We start from the raw sequence: 23,269 nt of genomic DNA, 5'->3' as shown, positions 1-23,269 counted from the left end.
ATTTGACCCATAAACCAGGTCGATCAAACCGGCCTGGCTAACTCTTTTCATTACAGGAAATATAAAAAAAGCAGAAACGAATGTGCTGAACTCTATTCAGCCTTTGGTAACATTGTTTGAACAGACCGTCCTGCTCTATTTTGCTGCTGCTGTATTACAGCTTAGGAAGGATACAGGGATTAATACGCTGCGATGGCCGGGAAACACGCTAACATTGAATAGCCGGAGGCTATTGGCTAAAAGAATGAGAGTGATGCAGGCTTTTGGACTGAAATTAACGTTTGCCTGCCTATTTTATTTTCAAATACGAGAAATCGATCGTTCACACCGGAATATAGGGGTGGGGGCTATTGATTTTTTTGTTCTATAATCCGACGTTAGAAGATGCCGATCCTGACCACGCATTTGCAAAAGATTCTGCTAGGGCTCCGTCGGATACGGGTCCCAGCCTTGTAATCAGCTCGTGCTGCAGCAGATCCAACGGCAATGAGATGATCCGGGGCATCAGCTTTTCAAGGATGATTTCTCCGCGAAGTTCCGCGTTTTTCAAAATCGCTGCCATAGCTGCTATTTGTTTGCTCTCTGATTTCCGCTCGTTTATTTTCGGCATGGATGCGATGATCCTGCGCCGCACCGCCGGTTCCATAATTAGCCCCCTGATCGTCTCCGAGCCGATTGTTTTCAGCGGTGCGACACGCGCATACAGATAGGCATACACATCATCGCGCAGGTTCCTGGTATTGGGGATCTCATTTGTAATCTTTGGAAAATAATATTTGCGCAGGGCGGCCATCACAAGCTCAGACTTATCGGGCCAGCGGCGATAAAGGACGGATTTATTTGTCCTCGCCCGCGTTGCGACGCTCTCCATCGTCATTTGCGTATAGCCGGTTTTGGAGAGTTCCTCCCACACGGCCTGCAGGATCGCCTCTTCCAGAACTTGTCCGCGGCGGTGCTTCCCTTTCTTTTGCTCGTCCATCTTTTATTCCCCCTCAACAATTAAATTAAAGGGATCTCTATCGTAAAAATTATAAAAACTGAAAGTTTCTTATTGACAAAAATCTGTATTTATCATATCATGGCCCTATAAGAAACTAAAAGTTTTCTATTGCAAAAGGGATTTTCATGAGTACAGAAAGTGTAAAATCGGCGGAAGAAAACTTAATCCGGCCGTACTCAGGACCGCCGTTATTCTGTCCGCAGGTGCGCTGCCGACGAGGGCCAATGTGGCCATCCATACCATTGTGTCCGATATGAAAGCGGGATTTCTGTCCAAATATAAAAACACGAAGGGATTGTTATTTAATGGAGAAGCTGAGCAGCGGCAGAGATGCCGTGATCCAACTGGATCACCTCACGAAAACATTTGGCAAACACATGCTGTCAGCAATGTTTCATTAGAGAATGCGAGAACGGCGACCCTCGTCGCGTCGTTTATAACTCTGATGTTTCTCTCCGGCGTGATTATCCCGATCAGCCATTCCAGCGGCGTGCTGCTCGCTTTAAGCCGCATCATGCCGATGACCTGCTGCCTCGACCTCACGCGCGCCGTCGTCTATGCCGGGACGCCGGAATACCATAGCGTCGTATTGTTTCATCCATTGGCAGATCTGGTTGTTATCATCACCTTGACAGCAATCTTCCTGGGCCTGGGGACTTATCTTTTCGCCTGCTCGGAAAGCCATAGGTAGCCTTTGCTTTCCCAGATCATGCATTTGTGAAAGATCCCGCTATGGCTGTGTTGCCATGTATTAGCCCAGAAATGCGGCGACAGTACTCTGACCCCAACCAAGCCTTGATCGTCTGCGCGCCGATTGCTTTCATCGGTTCAACATGCACACGAAGTTAGGCCTGTACATCTTTGCGCCAATCGCCGGTTTCAGCGATAAATGTACCTCTGTCGTAGAAATGAAAATAGAAAACATCGCGTTTCCTATTGACAAAAATTTATATTTATTATATCATCGTTTAATAAGAAACATAAGTTTCTTATTAAAATAAACTATAAAAGGAGTTTTCCCATGAATGCAGAAAATGTAAAACCGGCGAAAGAAAAACTCGATCCGGTCGTGCTCAGGGTTGCCATCATTCTGGTCGTAGGTGCACTTGCGCCACTGTTCGATACAACGATGGTCAATGTAGCGATTCATACCATTGCAACCGATATGAAGGCAGCCATTTCTACCGTGCAGTGGATCACAACCGGATTCGTTCTGGCCATGGGACTGACCGTCCCAATTTCAGGCTGGGCCGCCAAACGATTCGGATGCAAACGATCCTATATCTTTTCCCTGGTGATCTTCTTGGCCGGATCCGTGCTCGCCCTGCTTTCCTGGAATATCCAGAGCTTAATCTGTTTTGCCGTTATCCAGGGAATCGGTGCGGGACTCCTGATGCCGGTACTGCAAACGGAGCTTGTACAGCTTTCCGGCGGCCGCAAGCTCGGGCAGATCATGTCGATCGTCAGCATTCCTGCTCTTCTGGGGCCGATTCTTGGCCCGGTGTTAGGAGGAATTATCGTCAATGGCTTAAGCTGGCGCGCGATTTTCTTTGTCAATATTCCGATCTGCGTCGCAGCGATCCCATTAGCCTTGTGGGGAATACCGGCCGACAAGCACGTGGAAAAGAAAGCGTCTCTCGATGTGATCGGCATGCTTCTGCTTTCTCCCGCGTTCGCCCTTCTGATCTATGGCATTGCGCAGGTCGCCACGCACGGGGGCATAAGCAGCAGCGCGGTTTATATTCCGCTTATCCTCGGCATCGTTTTGATGGCGTCATATGTCGTCTATGCGCTGAAGACGAGACGGGAACCGGCTCTGAATGTGCGGCTGTTCCAATCTGCCAATTTTTCCGCTTCCAATATCCTGCTGATCCTGTGCGGGATCATCACGAACGGGGCCATGCTGATGCTGCCGCTCTATTATCAGGAGGTGCGCGGGGCCAGCGCCCTGTATGCCGGATTGTGGCTGCTTCCGCAAGGAATCGGGATGCTGCTCACCAGAAGCTGGGCCGGAAAAGCGGCCGACCGCAGCGGTTCGCGTACCATCGTGCTGCTCAGCCTCGCGGGTATTGCAGTGGGTACGCTGCCGTTTGCTTTTGCGGGAACGGCTACGAATTATATCCTTTTAGCTGTCGCCCTGCTGATCAGAGGGGCGGGGCTCGGCGGCTTGCTGATTGCCATCATGGTGTCCGCTTATATCGGACTCCCGAGAGAGCAGATCCCCCACGCGAGCATCGCCACGAGGATTTTTCAGACCATCGGCGGAGCTTTCGGGTCTGCTATTCTCGCGACCGTCGCCGAACATCAGATGGCAGGCCATGCGGATACCGATCTCCATGCGGTTTCCAATGCGTTCGACGTCTCGTTCTGGTGGGCGATCGGCTTCGCTGCAGTAGCGGCGATCCCCACGCTGTTTTTAGCCATGCACAAAAAATCAGGGACGAAAACGGCGCCGCAGAAAGGATGACGTGGAAATTCTTCATCTGAACCGAAAATGCCGCAGCGGTGAAAGGAAGTGAGGCATATATTTTAAGCGATAAAATCTGTGCTTTAATGAAAAAAATAGTATGACGAAGTCAAATCTTAAAAAGCCCTGAGTCTTTCGCGCGTGTTTTCATACAAAATGTGTATTTCTTAAAAGAGGAGCTGTATCCATATGTCTAACGTTCTTTTTGTCATACAGCCTTATAATGGGCATGTTAATCCGACAATAGGCTTAGTTGATGAATTGGTAGGGCAAGGGGAACAGGTGGCTTATTTTTGCTCTGAAGAATATAGAACAAGGATAGAAGGAGCAGGCGCCACGTTTAGAAGCTATGGTGAAACCGAATTCTATCCAAGAAATTTTCGTAATGCCTCTAAGGGATTGGGTGCGGCACTATTAAATGATTCTCCGCGGAGTCATAACGTACGTTCAATGCAGCCCGCCTTGAATGTGTTTCCGAGTGATCTGTCAGAAAATAAAATCATGAGAAAATCCCTGGTAAATTATATTGATCAAATGCTTAAATTAAATGAAGAAACAATACCAATTATCATGAAACAAATCGAAGATGAAAAGTTTGATTATATGATAGTAAGTCCTCAATTTCCGCTGGGGAAATTGATCTCTTTAATACTGGGAATCCCCACGATCTCTTCTTTTGCAGCAATTGTTTCAATAAGTCAGCGGCTGAAAAAAATCGCACTTGGAGATCAATTGAGGGAATTATTCAGTGATGTATACAGCGGGTTTGCAGATAGACTGTACAGGAATTATCATGTAAAAGCGCCCGCCAATATATTTGATTTGTTTGGCATCAAAAGTGATTTAAACATCGCATATACGTCAAAAGATTTTATTCCTCATCCTGAAAATTACGATAATAGTTTTATATTTATTGGCCCGTCAATTTACGACAGGAAAGAGAAGGTCGATTTTCCGTTTGAAAAATTAGCGGATGAAAAAGTGGTATATATCTCATTAGGTACGGTATATAATGGCACGGACCGTAAACTTTACGATATATTTTTCAAGACATTTGCTGATACCGATGTTGTCGTAGTTATGACCGCATATAATATGGACATTTCAAAGTTTAATATCCCGAAGAATTTCATAGTTAGAAATTATGTTCCTCAATCAAAAATTTTAAAATATACGGCTGTTGCTATAACCCATGCTGGAATGAACAGTATGAGCGACCTGATATATAACGGCATACCGTTTGTTGCAATACCAATCGGAGCAGATCAGCCATATCAGGCAGCAAGGGTGTCAGAACTTGGAGCCGCGATCTCTCTTGATAAGGATAAGGTCACACCGGAAACATTGAGAGATGCTGTTGAGAAAGTTCAGGCAGATCCAAGCTATCTGGAGAATATCAAAAAAATAAGTCATTCGTTTAAGAAGGCTGGCGGATACAAATATGCAGTAAAAGAAATATTCGCATTTAAGGAAAGAAGGGGGATAGATTGTTAGCATTATTCTTCTGGAAGCAGCAGCATGTAGAGTAGAAACAGCCAAACGTGGTGAGCGGCACCGAAAAGTGATAAGACGGCCCCGATTTGACAGCTGCGACTTGAGCCCCAACTAAACAGTGAGATACAGCCCCGGGCGCGTGCCGGCCGATCCGCTTGGGCCATCTCCTTTTTGATTGCCTGATTTGATAACTGATCATCGCTTCTCAGTCCCGGACTGTTGACACACTCACACGATCCGCGATGGCACACACGGATCGTGTAGGGCAATACTCGTTCATATAGAGAAAGGGTCTGGAAATAGGAGAATTCTTCTGCTGTTTTCAGGCCCTCTTCGCATTGCCCTGACCCTGTCTCCGGATTTTCTCCATTGCTTTTTCCAGGGATACAATTTAAAGTCACTATTGACGATTCCTGTAATTTTGCTAAGCTTAGACTGTATCCTGAATCTAATGGAGAAGAGACTCATGTTGAAAACCGCTGTACTGCTTGTTAATCTGGGAACCCCCGGCGCGCCGACGCCTGCTGCCGTTCGCAGATATTTGTCTGAATTCTTGAGCGACCGCCGCGTCATTGATCTGCCCCGCTGGAAATGGCTGCCGATTCTGCACGGGATTATTCTGCGCGTCCGGCCCCGAAAAACGGCGGCTCTTTATCGTCAGATTTGGACAAGCGAAGGTTCGCCGCTTCTGATGAACTGCCTGATACAGCGAAGCGGTTTGCAAAAAAGACTGGCAGCGGACAAAATAAAAGTCGCTCTGGGAATGAGTTACGGATCGCCCGCTCTCCGGGGCGAACTCGAACAACTGCACCGATGGGGCGTCCGCCATCTTATTATTCTGCCGCTTTATCCGCAATATTCTTCGACAACTGTTGCATCCGTATGGGATGGCTGCGCAAACGTCCTTGCCGGATGGCCGGATCTGCCGGAATTAAGTTTTATTACCAATTACGCGACGCATCCGCTGTATATCGAAGCATTGACAGAACGCATTCAGACGGAAATCAGGCAAAACGGCAAGCCGGACTGCCTGATTCTCTCCTATCACGGGATCCCGCAGCAATATGCCGATTCAGGCGATCCCTATGCACAGCACTGCCTGGCGACGACCGGCGCGCTTCAGAAAAGATTATCTGACCTGAAAATCATACAAAGCTACCAGTCGCGGTTCGGTCATGAAAAATGGCTGGAACCGGATACACTGGAGACCGTCACTTCGCTTGCTCATCAGGGCATCCGGCATCTTGCGGTTATGGCTCCCGGGTTCACTTCGGATTGCGTGGAAACGCTGTATGAACTGGCGATTGAGAATGCGGCTGCATTCAAAAAAGCCGGCGGTGAATCTTTCCACTATATCCCGGCGCTCAACGACAGCAGCACGTTTACCGCCTGCCTGGAGAAATTAGTTCGAAGCAGAATTCATTCGGACGTCTGACAAACCACTGCATGTGGGACGGGATTTATTTTTTCTGCATTTATAGCGTAAAAATTCATCGAAATGTTCGACCGTTCACGGGAAAATTTATCTATTATATGCATCATTCTCAAGAACAATAAATAAGTCAGAACGCATTAACGGCTAAAAAGAAAATTCCTGATCCATGAGTGTTATTTTTGAGCTTAGCCGTTCCGGTTGAATAAAACAAGGGAGCACCCATCATTGTATAAATTATAAGGAAATACAACATCTGATGCCCCGGTTACAGGCAACAATCCATACGTTATTGTCATATCAGTAGCGGAAACCGACCAGCTTAACACCCATTAAGCTGACCATAAATTCCGGTGTATGATTTTTACTCGCTGCAATAGTTTTCTCCAGAGAGCGTATCTTTGTCATACGGATGGCCGATGACAAAGATACAAGTTTTCATTTTGCTTTTTTTAGACTGATAATGTCAGCTTCCTGTTCAAGCGATCGTGTTGCCAACATCTGTAATATTTTGTCCTGCTTGGCCTGACCAACAACAAGCGCATGCTGATCGGTTTTTATCTGTGCAATGTCTACCGAGTTTTTGGCGACCTGTTCGTAGACCGCATTGAGCTTTTGCTCGTGCCGATCCAGTTTTTTGTCATACTGATCTAAGTGTTCTTTTGTCTCTGAGCGAAAGTCGGATAATTCTTTTCTCAGGCCATGCAATTCTTCCACAATCTGTTTTAATAATTCATCAGCCATAGATTTCATCCCCATAAATGAATTTTACTTCTTTTTCCTCCTTCGTTCGTCTTGTTCTGTCGGCTTAAGAAATCTAAGCAGATTCCTTCTTGCCTCTTCAAGGTTTCCGCGATATTACTTATAGGCGATCATGAAGTCCGGATCTTTCGCCGGTTCCTCAATATCCTTGCTATTACTAGCCTTGCTTGGAATACCTGTCCTGCCGAAAATATAATCGAAAGAAGCATTGAAAAATCAGCCATATTTCTCAAGACTTGATAGTCAGATTCTGTTTAACTTAATTTGTATCATGCATTAGCTGAACGATTGATTTTTAGTCTGTCAGCCCAATCCTGCTGCGACAAATTTCTTGATTCTCTTAAACTTCCCGGCTGTTTGCCATAATCTAAATTTATTATAAGTGAAGAGTTTGCACATATAAGTAATTGTGTAAAAAATAAACGAAACCTATTAGCTGTGCAGAAGATGCACCGTATAATAATCAGCGTAGAAATTGTGCCGGGAGGAGATTCAATGAGCGATATTCTGAAAGAGAGACGGAGTTGCGGTAATCATGATAACTTATGAATTTAGAGATACTGTTGCTTTGTATTTTGGGGATGTTCTTCCCCAACAAATGTATTTTGCAGTGACCGGTTCTAAAATGGTCACAGATTTGGAATACAATCTTACGATGGAAAAGGCCGCAGAAGCACGATCTGGACACACGAAACAGAAAGCGATAAAAAGAGTGCTCAGAAAAAGGGCACTCTAAGGACGAGAAATACTTTTTAATAGGTTTCGCGCGAAGGCATTTTAGCTGAGCTCCACGATTCGACAGTCCTTTTGGCGTGATTATAGGTGTATCCCATACCCATGAGGTAAGCGATGGCCATCGTTTTATGCATAGAAGGCATCAGCGGTCTGAGTGCGGACATCACTTTTTCCTTCAGGTTTTTTGTACTCATTGATGGATTGGTGTTAATACCCGGATTAGGATTTACAGGATTTACAGGATTTACATTGAGATTAGGGTACATATTCATGGGCATGGGCGCACCCGTCGGATTTGTAAAATTGGGATTTTGATTCGGCCGGTAAGGATCGTAAAAATTATCGTTCATCAAGATTACCACTCCTCATTTATTTTGCCAACACAGACACTGTATGTAGTCATTTGCCTTTGATTAACGGCTAACGCCTAAAGGACGAGATATTCACACAAGAAGCCGTGACGGTTGGGAAAAAAAGAGATTTTGAGTGATGAAAAAGACATTCTGAACGGGGTGCCTTTGGCATGAAGGCAATGAATTAGGGCCTACGGCGGAATGGGAGATAAATGCTGGAGTGGGGCAATAATAATCAGCGGAATGAACCGGACGACGAGTTATGCAAAACCATTTCCGCATCTATAACTGCCAACCGGAATGCTCAGGGCGACATTCCTTCTGTCATCCAAGACGGTAAAAGCCGTATCCGCTGATCGGGTAAATGTTGTAATAATGATTGAACAGGCAGCCGGACGAAGGAGAAAAATGATGGATCCTTTTGAGACCTTTGATACGGGCGGACTGAAACGAAAGCTACTGATGATTGATTGAAGCGGAAGTCAGATCACCTGAAGTTGTGAACAGTTTTGTCCGATGATTCGTGGTACGGCAAAACATCGCTTAAATAAGGCTCTCAGCCTGACGAACAAGCGGATTTATCGATTCTTTATCAGTGAAATCAATCTTTTTCCCGTAGGTCTCCAAAAACAGAGAGGTTTCAGGAGATGTATGGGCAGATTTTTTTACTTTGTTTTTTAAGGCAAACATCATGATTCGGTGGAGAAAATTCAGCTTCTTATAATCGATAGCACCGCGCAGGTGGAAAAAGGATATTGATTTTTGAAGCGCGCCGTTAAAATTTTTATTAATGATGCTTTGATAATTAGTTGTTTTCGGATTGGATAAACCTACTGTAAACACAATTAACTTTGTATCCGGTAAGTCAGAGAAATAGGTCGAAATTTGTTTTGAACCCATGATTCCGCTCGCATATATGGCACCTCCGAAGATTATCGTCGAGTATTTTCTTAAAACCTGAGCATTTACATCTGACAGCTTATAAAGGTCGGAATGAAGCGCTTCAGAGATCCATTGTGCATATCTCTGAGTTGCACCGTATTGTGTTTGATAAACAACGGCGACATGGCTCATGATGTTCATTCTCCTTTCATTTGTTAAAAAAGCTCAGATTCCTCCCGAGCTATAGTTATGATAATATTTTACCATACGGAGAGATCGCGATGCGATAAAAAATATAACGGTTAATCCGTTCGCCGTGAGTAAACAGCAATATGAAAGTGATTGGTAATGGGAAAGTGAAAAGTGGGAGGAGAAGCGTTTGGATAATCAGGATCTTGATCCCTTTCGGAATATTTGCGATTGCCAGGTATTATTGGCTTTAAATCCCCTATCAAATATTATATACATACGATCCTTTTGCGTTGAAAAGTAAAATGTATGTTTTGATAGGAATGAAGAGAATGAGATGTAATAAGGTGCCCCGACTGACGGGCACCTTATTGCATAATGCCCCATGGCCTGCGATCCATGACCGCATAAATTCTTCAGTTTTGGCTCATGTCCGATTAGTCATTGGGGCGGAATTTAAGAAACAGTGTCAAAAACGAATCCGGGTTAATAAATTGCGGGCATAAGACGCTCCGGGGAAAATTTTGCCGATGATTAACTTTTCGTACCTGTACATTATTTCCTGTTTCGGATAGGTTTCAGTTCTGAAATCAGGTACGTTTTAAAGTCCCGGGTTGCTGCTGAAAGATAACGATCTTTAACCCAGGAAAGCCAGATTGTCCGTCGGCAGACAGGATTGCTGATGTGAAGTCTCTCCAGAGACTCTGTGTTGGGCCCGTTCCACCAATATTCGGGAATAAACGCATTTCCAAGCCCCGCTTTCACAAGGCTGCATATGACTTCGGCAGTATTGCTTTCAAAGGCAATATTGGGGCTGAATCCGGCCTGCCGACAAAATTCGTTTGTTATTTCGCGAAGTCCGCATTCCGAAGTTAAGTGAATAAACGGTTCATTTGCAACCTCCGCCAGTTGAATTCCGCTTCTTCCGCTTAGACGATGTCCCGGAGGCAGGGCTAAAAAAATCTCTTCGTCTATCAGGGGTTCACAGTGTATTTTAGTCTGTTGAATCGGTAAAGAAGACAGGCACAGGTCAATAGTGCCATCCAAAAGCTGCTCCTGAATTTCCGATTGCTGAGTCATCTGATAAAGCCGAAATTTGACACGTGGATGCTGAGCTAAATAGTGTTCAAATAATTTTGGAAGCATTCGGGAGGTCGTGGCACCGATAATCACACGGCCTTCTTCGATACCTGCAATATCCTTCGCTTCGCGCAATCCCTGTTCTAATTCCGTGAAACTTTGCCGGATGCGTTCTGAAAAACGTCTTCCGGATCGATTAAGACGGAATCTTTTTCTCCCGTACCGTTCGAACAGAGGAACGCCGACCTCTTCTTCGAGGCGGGACATCATCTTGCTCAGAGAGGACTGGGCAACATGCAGTTCCTCTGCAGCCCGTGTCATATTTTCCAAACGTGCAACCACTTGAAAATATTCCAATTGCCGTAATTGCATGGCTATTCACCTTCCTTAACATGGCATTGAGGCCATAATAACATGAAAAATTATATATTATTAATCATAATCAATCAATAATATAATATAAAAATGACTTATATTAAATTGTAAGCAGGTTACTCAGTTGAATCAAAAAAGGAGAAAAGCATAATGGAGAGACCGGGTCTGTTAAACAAAGATTTTCTGATTGATACGATCGCAAATTTCTTTATTTATATTGTCTTTTATCTGCTGCTGGTTATCATTGCGCCTTATGCAATGGATACTCTGCACGCGACGCCGAGCGAGGCCGGGCTTGCATCCAGCATATTTATCGTTGGATCGCTGATCGCACGAATCTTTACGGGGCGATTGATCGAGCGGGTCGGGCGCGGAAAGATCCTTTTTATCGGGCTGATTTTTTTCCTTCTGACGACTCTTTTATATTTCGGAGTCACCAGCCTCGCGTTTCTGTATTTTGTGCGAATATTGCATGGGATTGGATTCGGTATTTCTGCCACCTCCGCGCAGACTTTTATTGCCGATATTGTGCCAAAGGAACGCCGCGGGGAGGGCATCGGGTACTTTATTGCATTTAGTTCTACAATCGCCTCGGCGATCGGACCTCTTGCAGGAATGTATCTTAATCAGCGGGGCCATTTCAACATGATTATTGTTATCTGCTTCTTAGTGATTGCCATCAGCGGGATTGCCATGCTTTTTCTGAAAATACCTGAAGTCAATGTAAGCCGGGAACAACTGGCAGACATGAGAAAATTCAAGTTAGGCAACTTTTTTGAGATCAAAGCCTTTCCTATCTCAGGTATTAGTCTGTTTGTCGGCATCTGCTATGCAAGTATCGTCAGCTTTATCGATCCATTTGCACGGCAATCCGGCCTGGCTGCCGCAGGCAATTTCTTTTTTGCGGTCTATGCCATTTTTCTCCTGCTTTCCAGACCGGCCGCCGGGAAACTCTTTGACCAAAGAGGAGAAAATTCAGTGATGTATCCGTGCTTTATTCTGTTTGCCATCGGACTTTCGATTATCAGTCTGGCTCACCAGAGTGCAGTTCTTCTGCTTGCAGCTGCCTTTGTCGGGTGCGGTTTCGGAACTTTTCTCTCAAGTGCCCAGACGATCGCAGTAAAAGTTGCGCTGCCGCACCGAACTGGCGTTGCAACGTCGACTTTTTACAGCATTCTTGAAGGAGGCATGGGAATCGGTCCCTATTTTCTTGGCCTGTTAGTGCCGTCGATCGGATATAGAGGTTTATATATATGTATGGCTCTGGTCGTCCTTGCCTGCATCGTTCCCTATTTTTTCTTATACGGAAAATCTCCTGAAAAGGCGGATCTGCATAGTTAGGATCGGTAACGCCTGCTGGAGCAGAATCATCTCTGCGGTGGGCATCTTCTGATTGGCCGTTTTCCGGTATTATTGCCGGCAGCCGGTACGCCGCAAAGAGATCGGAACACATTCTGTAAAGAAACCGGCCGGACGACGCTTGGTCATGAACTTATTGATCCGCTGCACGAAACGGTCACCGGGACAAAGCTGAAAGACCACGGGTACGAGGTGTGGACAGCCGCTGCGGATGCTTCTTGTTTTCAGATCCCACCCTATATGGGTGGATAGCCGGCGTCTGCTTCTTCCCTGTTGGAACTCCGGCAAGGAAAAACCGTTTTCCGCCAGTGGGCTGCATTTATTGGTTAAGGTTCAAATGGCATCCATCCGGCTGTCATCCATGCCAGGTGCACAGCAAAACCGGCACTTTCTTATGGAGTGCCGGGATTACTTAGATGCATTCAAACATCAATCACAAGTTTTCCAATCATGCGGTTCGTTTCAACAATTTGATGCGCCAAACGAACCGTCGCTGCATTGATACCCTTCAGTTGTTTATTAAGCGTGGGGCGGAGCACTCCCTGTCCGACCAGCTGTGCCGCCGCCTCCAGTAATTTATGCTGTCTGATGCGATCCGGAGTTTGACAGACAGGTCGAGTAAACATAAATTCCCATGAGAACGAAACGCTCTTGCTTTTTAATAATCCTAAATCGAGAGGGTGCTCATTTTCAACAATGGACACGATATGGCCCTGCGGTTTAATTGTTTGGGCCATATTCACCCAATGAAGATCTGTCGAATGCAGACACAGAATATAGTCAACGCCATCCGCAAATCCTGCTGTTTGAAGCTGGGGAAGAAATTCATGATGATGATTGATGGTGAATTCAGCGCCGTGTGCTTTAGCCCACGTTGCCGTCTCAGGCCGAGATGCAGTGCCGATCACCGTCAGTCCGAAGTACTTCGCAAGCTGAGTCGCAACCGAGCCGACCCCTCCGGCCGCATTAATAATCAAGATGGACTTGCCCTGATTGGCATCTTTTTCCGGCGTGATTCCGGCCCGGTCAGCCATCGCTTCCCATGCAGTGATTGTTGTCAAAGGCAGGGCGGCCGCCTCAGAAAAGCCAAGCTGTTCAGGCATATGTCCAGCAATTTTTTCTTCCACCAGCTGATAGTCTGCACAGCTGCCCGGGCGATCGAGTGTGCCGGCGTAATAAACTTTATCTCCGGGCTTGAATAATGTCACAGCATCACCCACTGCTTCAACGATACCGGCCGCATCATATCCGGGAATCTTTGGCATCGTCTCTACCTGACGCTTTGTCATTCTTACTTTCGTATCGACAGGATTAATAGAAATGGCCTTAATCTGTACGAGCAAATCGTGTCCTTTTGCCACCGGTTTAGACACAGTCACATCCACTAAGCTCTCCGGATCGCTGGCCGGCAGATTTTTATAGAAACCAACCGCATTCATTCTTGTCATCGTACCCGCTCCTTTTCTCATCCTCTCTATCCACACCCACTTTAATATAAGGAGCATATAATTGTAAGTACGCACATTATTGTGCTATAGTATTAAAAAATATACTGTTAATGGAGAACACACTTTGAAAAAGTATGAAAAGGATTTTGACAGCTATATGGATTTTTTGGACCGCGCCTGTCCCGTTGAAGTGACCCTATCGGTCATCGGAGGAAAATGGAAGGGCGTCATCCTTTATCATTTGCAGAGTAAGCCGCTCCGTTTCAATGAACTCAGACGTTTGATTCCCGATGTAACACAGCGAATGCTTACGCTTCAATTAAGAGAATTGGAAGAAGACGGCGTCATTCATCGTGAAGTATATCCTGTTGTTCCACCGAAAGTCGAATACTCTCTGACCGATTTCGGCAGTACACTATCTCCGGTCATTTTATCCATACGCCAATGGGGCAAGCGTCATCAGGATGAAATTCGCACTATAAAAAGTAAACAGTTCAGTAAATAAGCAAAGCAGCCGTTCAAGCCGGTCAAAAATGGACAAGGTGATTTGAAAGCGCGGCCGCCGGATGATGATTCTGACCGTTATCAATAAGTATAGTAAAAGCGGGAAAATTTTTTGACCGAAAATGCGGGCTGGCAGCCTTATATAGTCAGGCAGATCTTCGATTCGCTGCTGGATGATGACAGATCTACCTGATCGCGCTTTTGGTCTGTCCGTGCTTCATAAAGAAGCTCCGAAAAACTGCCAACTATTTGTTCATAGGTCTTTCCTGAATAAAACATCCCTGCGCCGAAACGCAGGGATGTATTGAAAATAAGGCTGGCTGCGTCAGCCTGTCATAACAGAGTTTCTGCAAATTATCTCCATTCTGCTCCCCATAATTTCATCGCACGTATAATGGGCTTTAAGCTCTTTCCTTTTTCGGTCAGCGCATATTCAACCGTGGGGGGAATGGTTGCATAGGCCGTCCTTGTAATCACTTGCTGATTTTCCAGTTGTTTTAAACGCAAGGACAGCGTTTTTGGACTGACTCCTTCAAGAGACTTTCTTAGCTCCCCGAATCGTTTAACCCCATCGAAGAGATTCTTGATGATCAGAAAAGTCCACTTCCCGTCAAGAACCTCAAGTGTTTTCTCAATCGAGCATTCCACGTCAGGCGGACATTCCGCTTCAACGTCATTCACTATTTTTTCAGATTCCACAATCACTGAACCTCCCAGTATGATTTAAGAGTTTCTTTAGTGTAACTATATGACATATATGTAACTACTTCAAGTAGTATATCAATAATGTTACAATAATACTGCTTTGCAAGGACGGCTAATATTGAAAGGTGATGAAGAAATGACGCGTTTCGATTATTTTATCCCGTCTAAAATCCTGTTTGGGGCGGGAAAGCTGGCAGAACTGTCGCGGATAGAATTGCCCGGTCACAAGGCATTGATTGTTATTTCAAAGGGAAAATCGATGCGCAAGTACGGCTATCTTGAAAAGGTTATTTCACTGTTAAAAGCCAATCATGTTGAAAGTGCCGTTTTTGATAAGATTCTTCCTAATCCGATTAAATCACATGTTATGGAAGGGGCGGCTCTGGCAAAAGAAGAGCACTGCGATTTCGTTATTGGCCTTGGCGGAGGGAGCAGCATTGATTCAGCAAAGAGTATAGCAGTCATGGCTAAAAATCCCGGCGACTATTGGGATTATGTGACCGGCGGATCGGGCAGGGGGAAACCGGTTAAACGGGGAGTGCTGCCGATTGTTGCGATTACAACGACAGCGGGAACCGGAACCGAAGCCGATCCCTGGACAGTGATAACAAACGAAGAGACGAATGAAAAAATAGGATTCGGCATTCCGGACACTTTTCCAACATTGTCTATCGTCGATCCTGAATTGATGGTTTCTGTTCCCCCAAAGCTGACAGCTTATCAGGGATTTGATGCACTCTTTCATGCGGCGGAAGGCTATATTGCCACGATTGCTAATCCAGTCAGCGACTTATTTGCTTTAAAAAGCATTGAGTTAATTTTCGGCAACCTTGCTCAGGCGGTTAATCAAGGAGATAATATTGAGGCCAGGACTCAAATTGCGCTGGCGAATACACTTTCCGGATATGTAGAGTCTTTATCCAGCTGCACGTCCGAACATTCTATGGAACACGCCCTCAGTGCTTTTCACCCTGAGCTGCCCCACGGAGCCGGGCTGATCATGTTATCTGAGTCATTTCACACTTTCTTTGCTGAAAAAGTGCCCGATCGTTATACGACGATGGCAAAAGCTGCCGGAGCCGACCTGAATGCGTATTCAGAGAACGAGCGGCCGATGGCTTTTGTGCAGGCCTTAAAAAATCTTCAGAAGAGCTGCGGTGTGGATCAGCTTAAAATGTCGGACTATGGCATTCTTAAAGACGAAATACCTGAATTGGTTAAAAATTCCAAGGCAACAATGGGAGGCCTGTTTGAAATGGACCGTTATCAATTATCGGACGAACAGACAGCTGCCATCATCAGTGGGGCTTACAGGTGATCTTTTTAAGATTTATGCGGAAATACTGGACAGCGGCCCTTAAAATGCTGCCGGGTTGACGGCTTCCGCATTTTGCCGGAATACATTAAGTTAGTTATTTGTGAGCTAAGACAATGATTGTGAGGAGGAAAAATGATTATGAAACAAAGAACGATTGGATCGGATAAGAGACAGGTTTCGGCGGTTGTTCAAGGCTGCATGCGCATCAAGGATCTGTCTGAAGAAGCAGTGGAACGCTTGATTGACACGGATATCGAAAATGGAATCAATTTTTTCGATCATGCGGATTGTTACAGTCAGGGTGTTTGTGAAGAATTATTCGGACAAGTGCTGGGAAAACGTAAAGATTTGCGCGATAAGATTGTCTTGCAGACCAAGTGCGGCATTATCCACGGACCGGAATATACGTATTATGATTTTTCAAAGGATCATCTGCTGGAAACCGTTAATGCCAGTCTAAAACGGCTGCAGACCGATCATCTCGATTATTTGCTGCTGCATCGTCCGGATGCGTTAATGGAACCGGAGGAAGTCGCTGAAGCATTTGATCGGCTGCATCAGGAAGGCAAGGTGCTGCATTTCGGTGTCAGCAACCAGAATCCGTCACAGATCGAGCTGCTGAAAAAGGCCGTTAAGCAGCCTCTGGAAATCAATCAATTACAATTCAGCATCATGTTCACCGGAATGGTCGATCAGGGAATTAACGTCAATATGACGGCTGCTGCGTCTTCCGATCGCGATGGCGGCATTCTTAACTACAGCCGGCTGCACGATATGAAGATTCAAGCCTGGTCGCCCTTCCAATTCGGTTTCTTTGAAGGCGTCTTTCTCGATAATGACAAATTCCCGGAATTGAATAAAAAAATCAACCAACTGGCAGCAAAATACGATGTGACAAACAATGCGATTGCCGTCGCATGGATTCTGCGCCATCCGGCAGAAATGCAGGTCATCCTGGGAACGACCAATCTCAAACGTGTGGCTCAGTCTGCAGCAGGAGCAGATATCACGCTCACCCGTCAAGAATGGTACGAAATATATCTGGCCGCAGGGAACAAACTTCCTTGATAAAGGATCCGATCGGCCCGCTGTATCACTAACAAGAAAGATATCTTTTAAGAACAATATTTTTGGAGTTGCCGATATCTAATATCCTCTTGCCCGTTTTAACATCAGTTAATATACGAGCTGAAATTCTCTTAATGATCCGCTTCTTGCCACTGTAATGGCATATGAAGCGGATTATTTTTTTCTATTTGAATGAATACACTGGACAGCGGCTGGCCGGCAAAGTTATTCTAATGACTGACAAGGGTATTGATTGATCGGAAGTCTGATATTTTGAAACGTTGAGCCTGCTGATGACTATAAAAGATTAGGTACAAACGATACTATTTATTTATAAAAAAGAGAAAAAGGAGAAAGAGATTGAAAAAATTCATTGCCGTCGTTGCCATTGTTTTTGTCCTTGCAGGGTTCGGTCTCGGAAAATTTAATTTTGAGGGAGCATCCACTGCAAGCAATGCCTCCGATAGCGTAAAAAACATGGTCGGCAACGTTACAAACGGAATTCAACAGGCGGTTTCAGGCATTAACTCAGCCCTGCCGGATCGTGGTCCGTCGCCGGCCACTTCGTCAAACCTTGCATCTCTGTCGTATCGCTCCGGAAGCAGCGTTGTGATTACAGTAAACAACAATCAATCCACGCTCAATCCGGCAGATTGGAAAGGAAATAAAGTTATCTACAGCAACCTTGACTCACTCAACCGAACATCACAGCCGAATACAGGCTATCTTGAAGAGCGCAACCTGGCCGGCGACACGCTGAGGGTACGCCAGATTGTCAAGCCGAGCGGCTGGCATCAGAAGTTTTCCAACGGTGAAGCGATCCTCAACCGCGGTCATTTAATCGCCTACTCATTGTCGAAGGGGATTGCCTACACGGGACAATATAACCCTGATTTGCAGTCAGGGGATCAGAATAACCCGAAGAACCTGTTCACGCAGACTGCATTCTCCAATCAGGAGATTCAAACCATTTACGAAAGTAAAGTGCGGGAAGCATTGAAGCAAGGGAAAAAAGTCATCTATCAGGCACAGGCCATCTTCAATGGAAATGATTTAATGGCCAAAGGTGTGCAATTGCAAGCCGTTTCAACTGATCGATCGTTAAACTTCAATGTATTCATCTTCAACGTTCAACCCGGCTTTCAGTTTAATTATGCAAACGGTACATCGCGGGTGGATCGAAGCATGACGGTTCCGAAGGCCGATGCACCGCATGCTAATAACTAGAATATATGCCTGAAGACTTTGGCAATGAATCAGCTGCTTATCGTTATATCCGGAGATGCCTTTCGCTCTGCGAAAAACTCAGGACAATTCTCAGGAAGTGAGAATTTATTGTGAAGATTGACTGATCGTTGTCATTTTTGAATGCGGTTGTGTATAGATATAAAGCGTGAAAAAAAACACCCGGTATGGGCAGTACCAGGTGAATAAAAAGCCTGCTATTTGATCAGCGCAATGATCAGAGCAAGGAAGGAAACGAGAAAAAACAAAAAGCCTGAAAAGGCAATAAATACCTTGTTCATGTTCATCCACCCCCTTGTTACCGGTATATTTTGATGCGAGGAGATTTATGACTATTTATTTTGGAAAAACATGAATATTTTTTTGCACCCGTGCGGTGCTTTTTCTTTTGCCTGAATGGAGGTCAGAGTGATGCAGATATGAGCGAGAAAAAATTAAAAGGCCGGCCGGCAAAGTGAAGGCTTCCGAACGAAACCGGGCCAGTGAGCGCATGGCTGATAATGAACTCAAAAATTAAACACGGAATAAGTATCTGTTCAAGCAGATCCATGAAATGAGGGTTTGCCAGAGTCGTGCTCAAAATTCTGAAGGGGAACACCCGACGGTTGTTCTCCAAATGCGATGCTTTCTGTAATCCATCCTGGCGATCCCTTTTATTTTTGTAGAAAAAAAGTTAAAGTTCTATGTTGTTCTAAACATAATTATTGACATGTTTTTAGTATGAATTATAATTTTAGCTAATGATTGGTACAATTCCGGACGCATCCGGGATACGGGAGCGGACATGTTTTTGCAAAGCCGATTACTTCCAATTTTAGTACAAGATTAAGAGACTCCTGATAAGAAACGGCGGAGGGACTGGTTCAATGGAATCCGACAGTCGGTATAATGGGGAAAGTTCGTTCCGGCAGAGAGGCAGGAAACAGGATGATGCCGATGTGATCTTTCAAGAAGGCATTTTTATCATCTCTTTTTTCTGGTCCTTTATAAAAGATGAGAATCTGATACAAATTGATAGGTTCCACTTGTTACTGATCCTATTAAAACAAATGAAAAGTAAAAAAACTATTACGAACGACAGAGAATCTTTCATTTGTTTTTAAGAAAAAATTTACTGTAACAGAATATTATGGATTTGAGGAGTGGTAGCCAGTGGGAAAAACTTTGCGGGAAAAGCCGAGAAAACATGTGAGTCTGACGATACAAGTTGTCATTGGATTGGTTTTGGGTATTCTGGTCGGTTATTTGAATAAAACCTGGGGCATTCAATTACAAATATTGGGGACGGCATTTCTCAATTTAATACAAATGGTCATCGTTCCCCTCGTCTTTCCATTGATTGTACTTGGAATTATCAGGATTAACAATGCAAAAAAATTTGGAATCATTGCAACGAAGGCAATCATATATTTTGAGGTGGTGACGACCTTTTTAATTGTTTTAGGGATCATACTTGGAAAAGCATTGTCTATCGGCAGCAATTTCAGTGCCGGCCATGTCAGCACCGCGTCTTTGAGCGGAATCGCACGCAGCATCGACTTTAAAACATTTCTTCTGGATATCATACCTACGAATATCGTCAGCAGTCTTGCTTCGGGGAATCTATTATCCATTATTTTCTTCGCGGCCTTCCTGGGCTTCTCATTGGTTGCAATAGGAGAAAAAGCCCGTCCGGTCATTGATTTCTTTGAATCTTGGTCTCAGGCCATGTTTAAACTTGTTCAATATGCTATTTCCTTTGCTCCGATCGGTGTTTTTGGCTTTCTGTCTTATGACGTTGCCAAGTATGGGTTAGGAAACCTGATTGCTTTAGGACAATTTGTTTTCATCGCATATCTTGCATTTCTTGTGACCGCGCTGATTATATTCCCGATCATTAGCCTGATTTTTCGTGTCCCCTATATTGAATTATTAAAAAGGATTGCCGACCTTCTCTTGTTGACATTTACTACGGGCAGCTCCGGAGTGGTGATGCCCTCAGTCATAGAACGCCTGCAGAAATTCGGCCTTTCACGTTCGATCACTTCTTTTGTCATCCCGCTTGGCTATTCCTTTAATCTGGACGGTGCCTCTATCTATATCAGTCTGGCTGTTGTTTTCATCGCAAATGTTTACCATCTTGCCCTGGGACTGGGCCAAATCATCACAATCATATTGTTTTTAGCCATTCTGACCAAGGGTATTGCCGCAGTTCCTTCAGCAGTTGTCGTCGTTCTTTTAGCGGCATCGCATCAATTGGGGCTGCCTGCTCAGGGGGTGGCTCTGTTAATGGCCGTTGACTTCTTTGTCAATATGGGAAGATCTTCATTAAATGTCATTGGCAATGCATTAGCAGCTGTCATTGTTGCTAAATCCGAGAAAGAGTTTAATTATCTTCCGGATACTGGACAATCACAAATGAGTATTGAAGGAAAATAAAGAGAAGGAGAATGATGATTAAAATGCCGTTTAGTTATGCAGACCGTCTGATCAGTTCGAAGAATGCAGATGAAAAATATTTGCTGAATGAAGTTCATCATTTGTCTGTCGATGGCTTTCCGCTGCTTGTTCATTATGATCTTCGCTTATTAAAAAAGAATTGGAATAAAGCCGATTTGTTGACGAGGCCAAACACTTTGTGGCGATATCATGAAGTGCTTCCAATTAAGGAAGAAAGAAATATCGTTTCTTTAGGAGAAGGAAGTACACCGCTTGTTCCGTTAAGCCGTCTCGGAGAGCGATTCTCTATTAACCTTCTGATGAAAGATGAAGGAATCATACCAACCGGATCTTTTAAAGCAAGAGGAGCCTCCGTAGGCGTATCCAAAGCAAAAGAACTAGGGGTCAGGAATATTGTTCTGCCGACTAATGGCAATGCGGGTGCAGCATGGGCATTGTATTCGGCGCGGGCGGGGATTCATTCTTATATTATCATGCCGGTGGATGCACCGAAAATAACCCGGGAGGAGGTTGAAATATCGGGCGGAAATCTATACCTGGTCCGCGGAGTGATCAGCGATGCCGGGAAAATAGCCGCTCAGCTGATTTCCGACTACGGTTTCTACGATGCTTCTACTTTAAAGGAGCCTTACCGAATTGAAGGGAAAAAAACAATGATTTATGAAATACTCGAGCAACTGCGCTGGGAAGTACCGGATGTCATCCTCTATCCTACGGGCGGCGGTGTTGGTATAATCGGTATTTTTAAAGGGTTGCTTGAGCTGCGTGAACTTGGCTGGATAAAAAAAATTCCCCGTTTGGTTTCGGTACAAGCAGAAGGATGTGCCCCAATAGTCGGGGCGTGGGAAAAAGGTCAGACAGAAAGCCGTTTTTGGGATCACTCTAAAACGATTGCCTTCGGGATCAATGTCCCTAAAGCGCTTGGCGATTTCTTAGTTCTTGATGCGTTATACAAAACAGACGGTTACGCACTATCGGTTTCTGACCGGGAAATTACAGCTGCGCAGCGTGAAGTCGCTGAGTTCGAAGGAAGTTTTATTTGTCCGGAAGGGGCGGCGGCTTTTGCAGCAATGAAGCACTTAACAAAAAAGAAATGGATCAAGGAAGGAGAAACGGTTGTCTTTCTGAACACCGGACTCGGGATAAAATATCCCGAATCATTTGTTCCTCAGGCACCTATAATTGACCTAAATGAACATCTTCAAATAAAATAAGACACAATTCATGACTGTGGTATAAGAATACGGCTTAAAAGGATAATTGACAGTATGTTTGAAATGTTTTATTTTTAATTAGACAAGTGTTATTTCAATATAAATGGAGATGTTTGTACATGAGCGTATCCGCGGTAAATGGACAAGTCAGTCAAGCGGTCAGCTTAGCGAGTTCTCAAAATTCATCGACTATCTCAACGACTATTACATCGAGCGATCCTACGGTTCTGGCTAATCAAGAGAAACAATTGACAAATCAGATATTGCAGTTACAGGACAGCAATGGCAATTCACAACAGATTCAAAAGATTCAACAGGCGATACAAACGATCAAGAACAGATTACAGCAACAGCAGCAACTAGCTGAGAATCAGCATTCTCAGGTTTTAAGCAGTCAAAACAGTTCGTCCGGCAATAATTTTACCGGAGGAATTGACATTAAGGCTTAACGAGGGGAAAAATGAGTGATCCTCTGTCTGCTGACAGGTGATTGCTTTTTTTCATTGAAAATGGGCCGCTCTTGGCCATGAAAAAGGGTTCATCTATTTTGCTTTATCGATATCGATCTGCCTTAGACAAGCTTCATAATAAAGGATGCCGGAAGTGTCCTTAGTGGAATAACGATACTTATTCGTTGAGCTCTTACCTATGAGAATTGAAACTTCACATAAGTTCCGGCCTGTAAGAGTCATATGAATGGCTCTTCGGTCGGTGTGATCTGCACGAGCAGTCTATAAACCCGGATAGAATGAAAAAATGTGATATGTGACAGATAAATAATCCTATACTAATTAAGGGCGTTAATTAATTTTTAAGCTGCAATTTGTCAGGCGTTGCCGCTCATTTAATCCGTTTTAAATCTCGGATATCGGATTCCTGTTCAAGTGAACGCATGGCCAACGTCTGCAATAGCTTATCCTGTTTTTGCTGTCCGGCAATCAGCACATTCCGAGCTTTGGAAAGTGGAGTCAATTTCTCACCGTGTTCAGTTAATTGAACAGAGTTTTTAGCGACTTGTTCAGTAATATGATTAATTTTCTGATCGATCCGTTCCATTTGCTGATCAACATCATCAAACCGCTGATCGATCGCCGTGAATCGCTGATCAACATCATCAAACCGCTGATCGATCGCCGTGAATCGCTGATCAACATCATCAAACCGCTGATCGATCGCCGTGAATCGCTGATCAACATCATC

21 protein-coding genes are annotated in these 23,269 nt (G+C 44.7%); 14 read left to right on the top strand and 7 right to left on the bottom strand.

Annotation, left to right across the window (positions count from 1 at the left end; genetic code table 11):
- Positions 1 to 364: 364 nt before the first annotated feature.
- On the bottom strand, positions 365 to 979 hold the full coding sequence (locus Q6A92_RS17305; RefSeq protein WP_332238859.1) for a TetR/AcrR family transcriptional regulator: 615 nt from the start codon (positions 977 to 979) through the stop codon (positions 365 to 367).
- A 247-nt stretch (positions 980 to 1,226) separates the two neighbouring features.
- Here Q6A92_RS17305 and Q6A92_RS17300 point away from each other — a divergent pair, with 247 nt between their 5' ends.
- From Q6A92_RS17300 to hemH, 4 genes are all read left to right on the top strand, one after another.
- Positions 1,227 to 1,691, top strand: coding sequence for a hypothetical protein (locus tag Q6A92_RS17300; RefSeq protein WP_332238858.1), 465 nt, complete (start codon positions 1,227 to 1,229; stop codon positions 1,689 to 1,691).
- 330 nt (positions 1,692 to 2,021) lie between these two features.
- Positions 2,022 to 3,467, top strand: coding sequence for an MDR family MFS transporter (locus Q6A92_RS17295; RefSeq protein ID WP_332238857.1), 1,446 nt, complete (start codon positions 2,022 to 2,024; stop codon positions 3,465 to 3,467).
- 189 nt (positions 3,468 to 3,656) lie between these two features.
- On the top strand, positions 3,657 to 4,961 hold the full coding sequence (locus Q6A92_RS17290; RefSeq protein WP_332238856.1) for a macrolide family glycosyltransferase: 1,305 nt from the start codon (positions 3,657 to 3,659) through the stop codon (positions 4,959 to 4,961).
- Positions 4,962 to 5,427: 466 nt separating this feature from the next.
- Entirely contained in the window at positions 5,428 to 6,396 is a 969-nt protein-coding gene (gene hemH, locus Q6A92_RS17285) for a ferrochelatase (protein ID WP_332238855.1), read from the top strand.
- A 435-nt stretch (positions 6,397 to 6,831) separates the two neighbouring features.
- Here the strand turns inward: hemH and Q6A92_RS17280 are convergent, their stop codons facing one another.
- Positions 6,832 to 7,137, bottom strand: a complete 306-nt coding sequence (locus Q6A92_RS17280) for a hypothetical protein (protein ID WP_274398189.1) — start codon at positions 7,135 to 7,137, stop codon at positions 6,832 to 6,834.
- Between the two features lie 553 nt (positions 7,138 to 7,690).
- Here Q6A92_RS17280 and Q6A92_RS17275 point away from each other — a divergent pair.
- Positions 7,691 to 7,891: a hypothetical protein gene (locus Q6A92_RS17275; protein ID WP_274398188.1), complete on the top strand. Its 201-nt coding sequence runs from the start codon at positions 7,691 to 7,693 to the stop codon at positions 7,889 to 7,891.
- A 16-nt stretch (positions 7,892 to 7,907) separates the two neighbouring features.
- Here Q6A92_RS17275 and Q6A92_RS17270 read toward each other — a convergent pair whose 3' ends face one another.
- The 3 genes from Q6A92_RS17270 to Q6A92_RS17260 form a co-directional block, all read right to left on the bottom strand.
- Entirely contained in the window at positions 7,908 to 8,240 is a 333-nt protein-coding gene (locus Q6A92_RS17270; RefSeq protein ID WP_332238956.1) for a hypothetical protein, read from the bottom strand.
- A 546-nt stretch (positions 8,241 to 8,786) separates the two neighbouring features.
- On the bottom strand, positions 8,787 to 9,317 hold the full coding sequence (locus Q6A92_RS17265) for a flavodoxin domain-containing protein (protein ID WP_332238854.1): 531 nt from the start codon (positions 9,315 to 9,317) through the stop codon (positions 8,787 to 8,789).
- Between the two features lie 552 nt (positions 9,318 to 9,869).
- On the bottom strand, positions 9,870 to 10,766 hold the full coding sequence (locus Q6A92_RS17260; RefSeq protein WP_332238853.1) for a LysR family transcriptional regulator: 897 nt from the start codon (positions 10,764 to 10,766) through the stop codon (positions 9,870 to 9,872).
- Positions 10,767 to 10,919: 153 nt separating this feature from the next.
- Here Q6A92_RS17260 and Q6A92_RS17255 point away from each other — a divergent pair, with 153 nt between their 5' ends.
- Positions 10,920 to 12,110, top strand: a complete 1,191-nt coding sequence (locus Q6A92_RS17255; protein WP_274398185.1) for an MFS transporter — start codon at positions 10,920 to 10,922, stop codon at positions 12,108 to 12,110.
- A 440-nt stretch (positions 12,111 to 12,550) separates the two neighbouring features.
- Here the strand turns inward: Q6A92_RS17255 and Q6A92_RS17250 are convergent, their stop codons facing one another.
- Positions 12,551 to 13,576 (bottom strand): zinc-binding alcohol dehydrogenase family protein, encoded by a 1,026-nt coding sequence (locus Q6A92_RS17250; RefSeq protein ID WP_274398184.1) that lies wholly within the window; start codon positions 13,574 to 13,576, stop codon positions 12,551 to 12,553.
- A gap of 157 nt (positions 13,577 to 13,733) precedes the next feature.
- Here Q6A92_RS17250 and Q6A92_RS17245 point away from each other — a divergent pair, with 157 nt between their 5' ends.
- Entirely contained in the window at positions 13,734 to 14,081 is a 348-nt protein-coding gene (locus Q6A92_RS17245) for a winged helix-turn-helix transcriptional regulator (protein WP_332238955.1), read from the top strand.
- Between the two features lie 353 nt (positions 14,082 to 14,434).
- Here Q6A92_RS17245 and Q6A92_RS17240 read toward each other — a convergent pair whose 3' ends face one another.
- Positions 14,435 to 14,779, bottom strand: coding sequence for a winged helix-turn-helix transcriptional regulator (locus tag Q6A92_RS17240; RefSeq protein WP_274398183.1), 345 nt, complete (start codon positions 14,777 to 14,779; stop codon positions 14,435 to 14,437).
- A 124-nt stretch (positions 14,780 to 14,903) separates the two neighbouring features.
- Here Q6A92_RS17240 and Q6A92_RS17235 point away from each other — a divergent pair, with 124 nt between their 5' ends.
- The 7 genes from Q6A92_RS17235 to Q6A92_RS17205 form a co-directional block, all read left to right on the top strand.
- The gene (locus Q6A92_RS17235; protein WP_274398182.1) at positions 14,904 to 16,103 is read left to right on the top strand and encodes an iron-containing alcohol dehydrogenase; all 1,200 of its coding nucleotides are present in this window, start codon (positions 14,904 to 14,906) and stop codon (positions 16,101 to 16,103) included.
- 138 nt (positions 16,104 to 16,241) lie between these two features.
- The gene (locus tag Q6A92_RS17230) at positions 16,242 to 17,171 is read left to right on the top strand and encodes an aldo/keto reductase (RefSeq protein ID WP_274398181.1); all 930 of its coding nucleotides are present in this window, start codon (positions 16,242 to 16,244) and stop codon (positions 17,169 to 17,171) included.
- 360 nt (positions 17,172 to 17,531) lie between these two features.
- Positions 17,532 to 18,398 (top strand): DNA/RNA non-specific endonuclease, encoded by an 867-nt coding sequence (locus tag Q6A92_RS17225; protein WP_332238852.1) that lies wholly within the window; start codon positions 17,532 to 17,534, stop codon positions 18,396 to 18,398.
- Positions 18,399 to 19,568: 1,170 nt separating this feature from the next.
- Positions 19,569 to 20,834, top strand: coding sequence for a dicarboxylate/amino acid:cation symporter (locus Q6A92_RS17220; protein ID WP_274398179.1), 1,266 nt, complete (start codon positions 19,569 to 19,571; stop codon positions 20,832 to 20,834).
- 23 nt (positions 20,835 to 20,857) lie between these two features.
- A complete protein-coding gene (locus Q6A92_RS17215) occupies positions 20,858 to 22,069 on the top strand; it encodes a threonine synthase (protein ID WP_274398178.1) in 1,212 nt (403 codons plus the stop codon).
- A 119-nt stretch (positions 22,070 to 22,188) separates the two neighbouring features.
- On the top strand, positions 22,189 to 22,518 hold the full coding sequence (locus tag Q6A92_RS17210; RefSeq protein WP_332238851.1) for a hypothetical protein: 330 nt from the start codon (positions 22,189 to 22,191) through the stop codon (positions 22,516 to 22,518).
- A 565-nt stretch (positions 22,519 to 23,083) separates the two neighbouring features.
- On the top strand, positions 23,084 to 23,269 hold a 186-nt coding region (locus Q6A92_RS17205; protein WP_332238850.1), incomplete at its 3' end, for a hypothetical protein.

Source organism: Sporolactobacillus sp. KGMB 08714 (assembly GCF_036598985.1).
Lineage (GTDB): Bacteria > Bacillota > Bacilli > Bacillales > Sporolactobacillaceae > Sporolactobacillus.
Note: the sequence above shows the minus strand (reverse complement) of the source record. Positions and strands in the feature narration are given on the sequence as shown.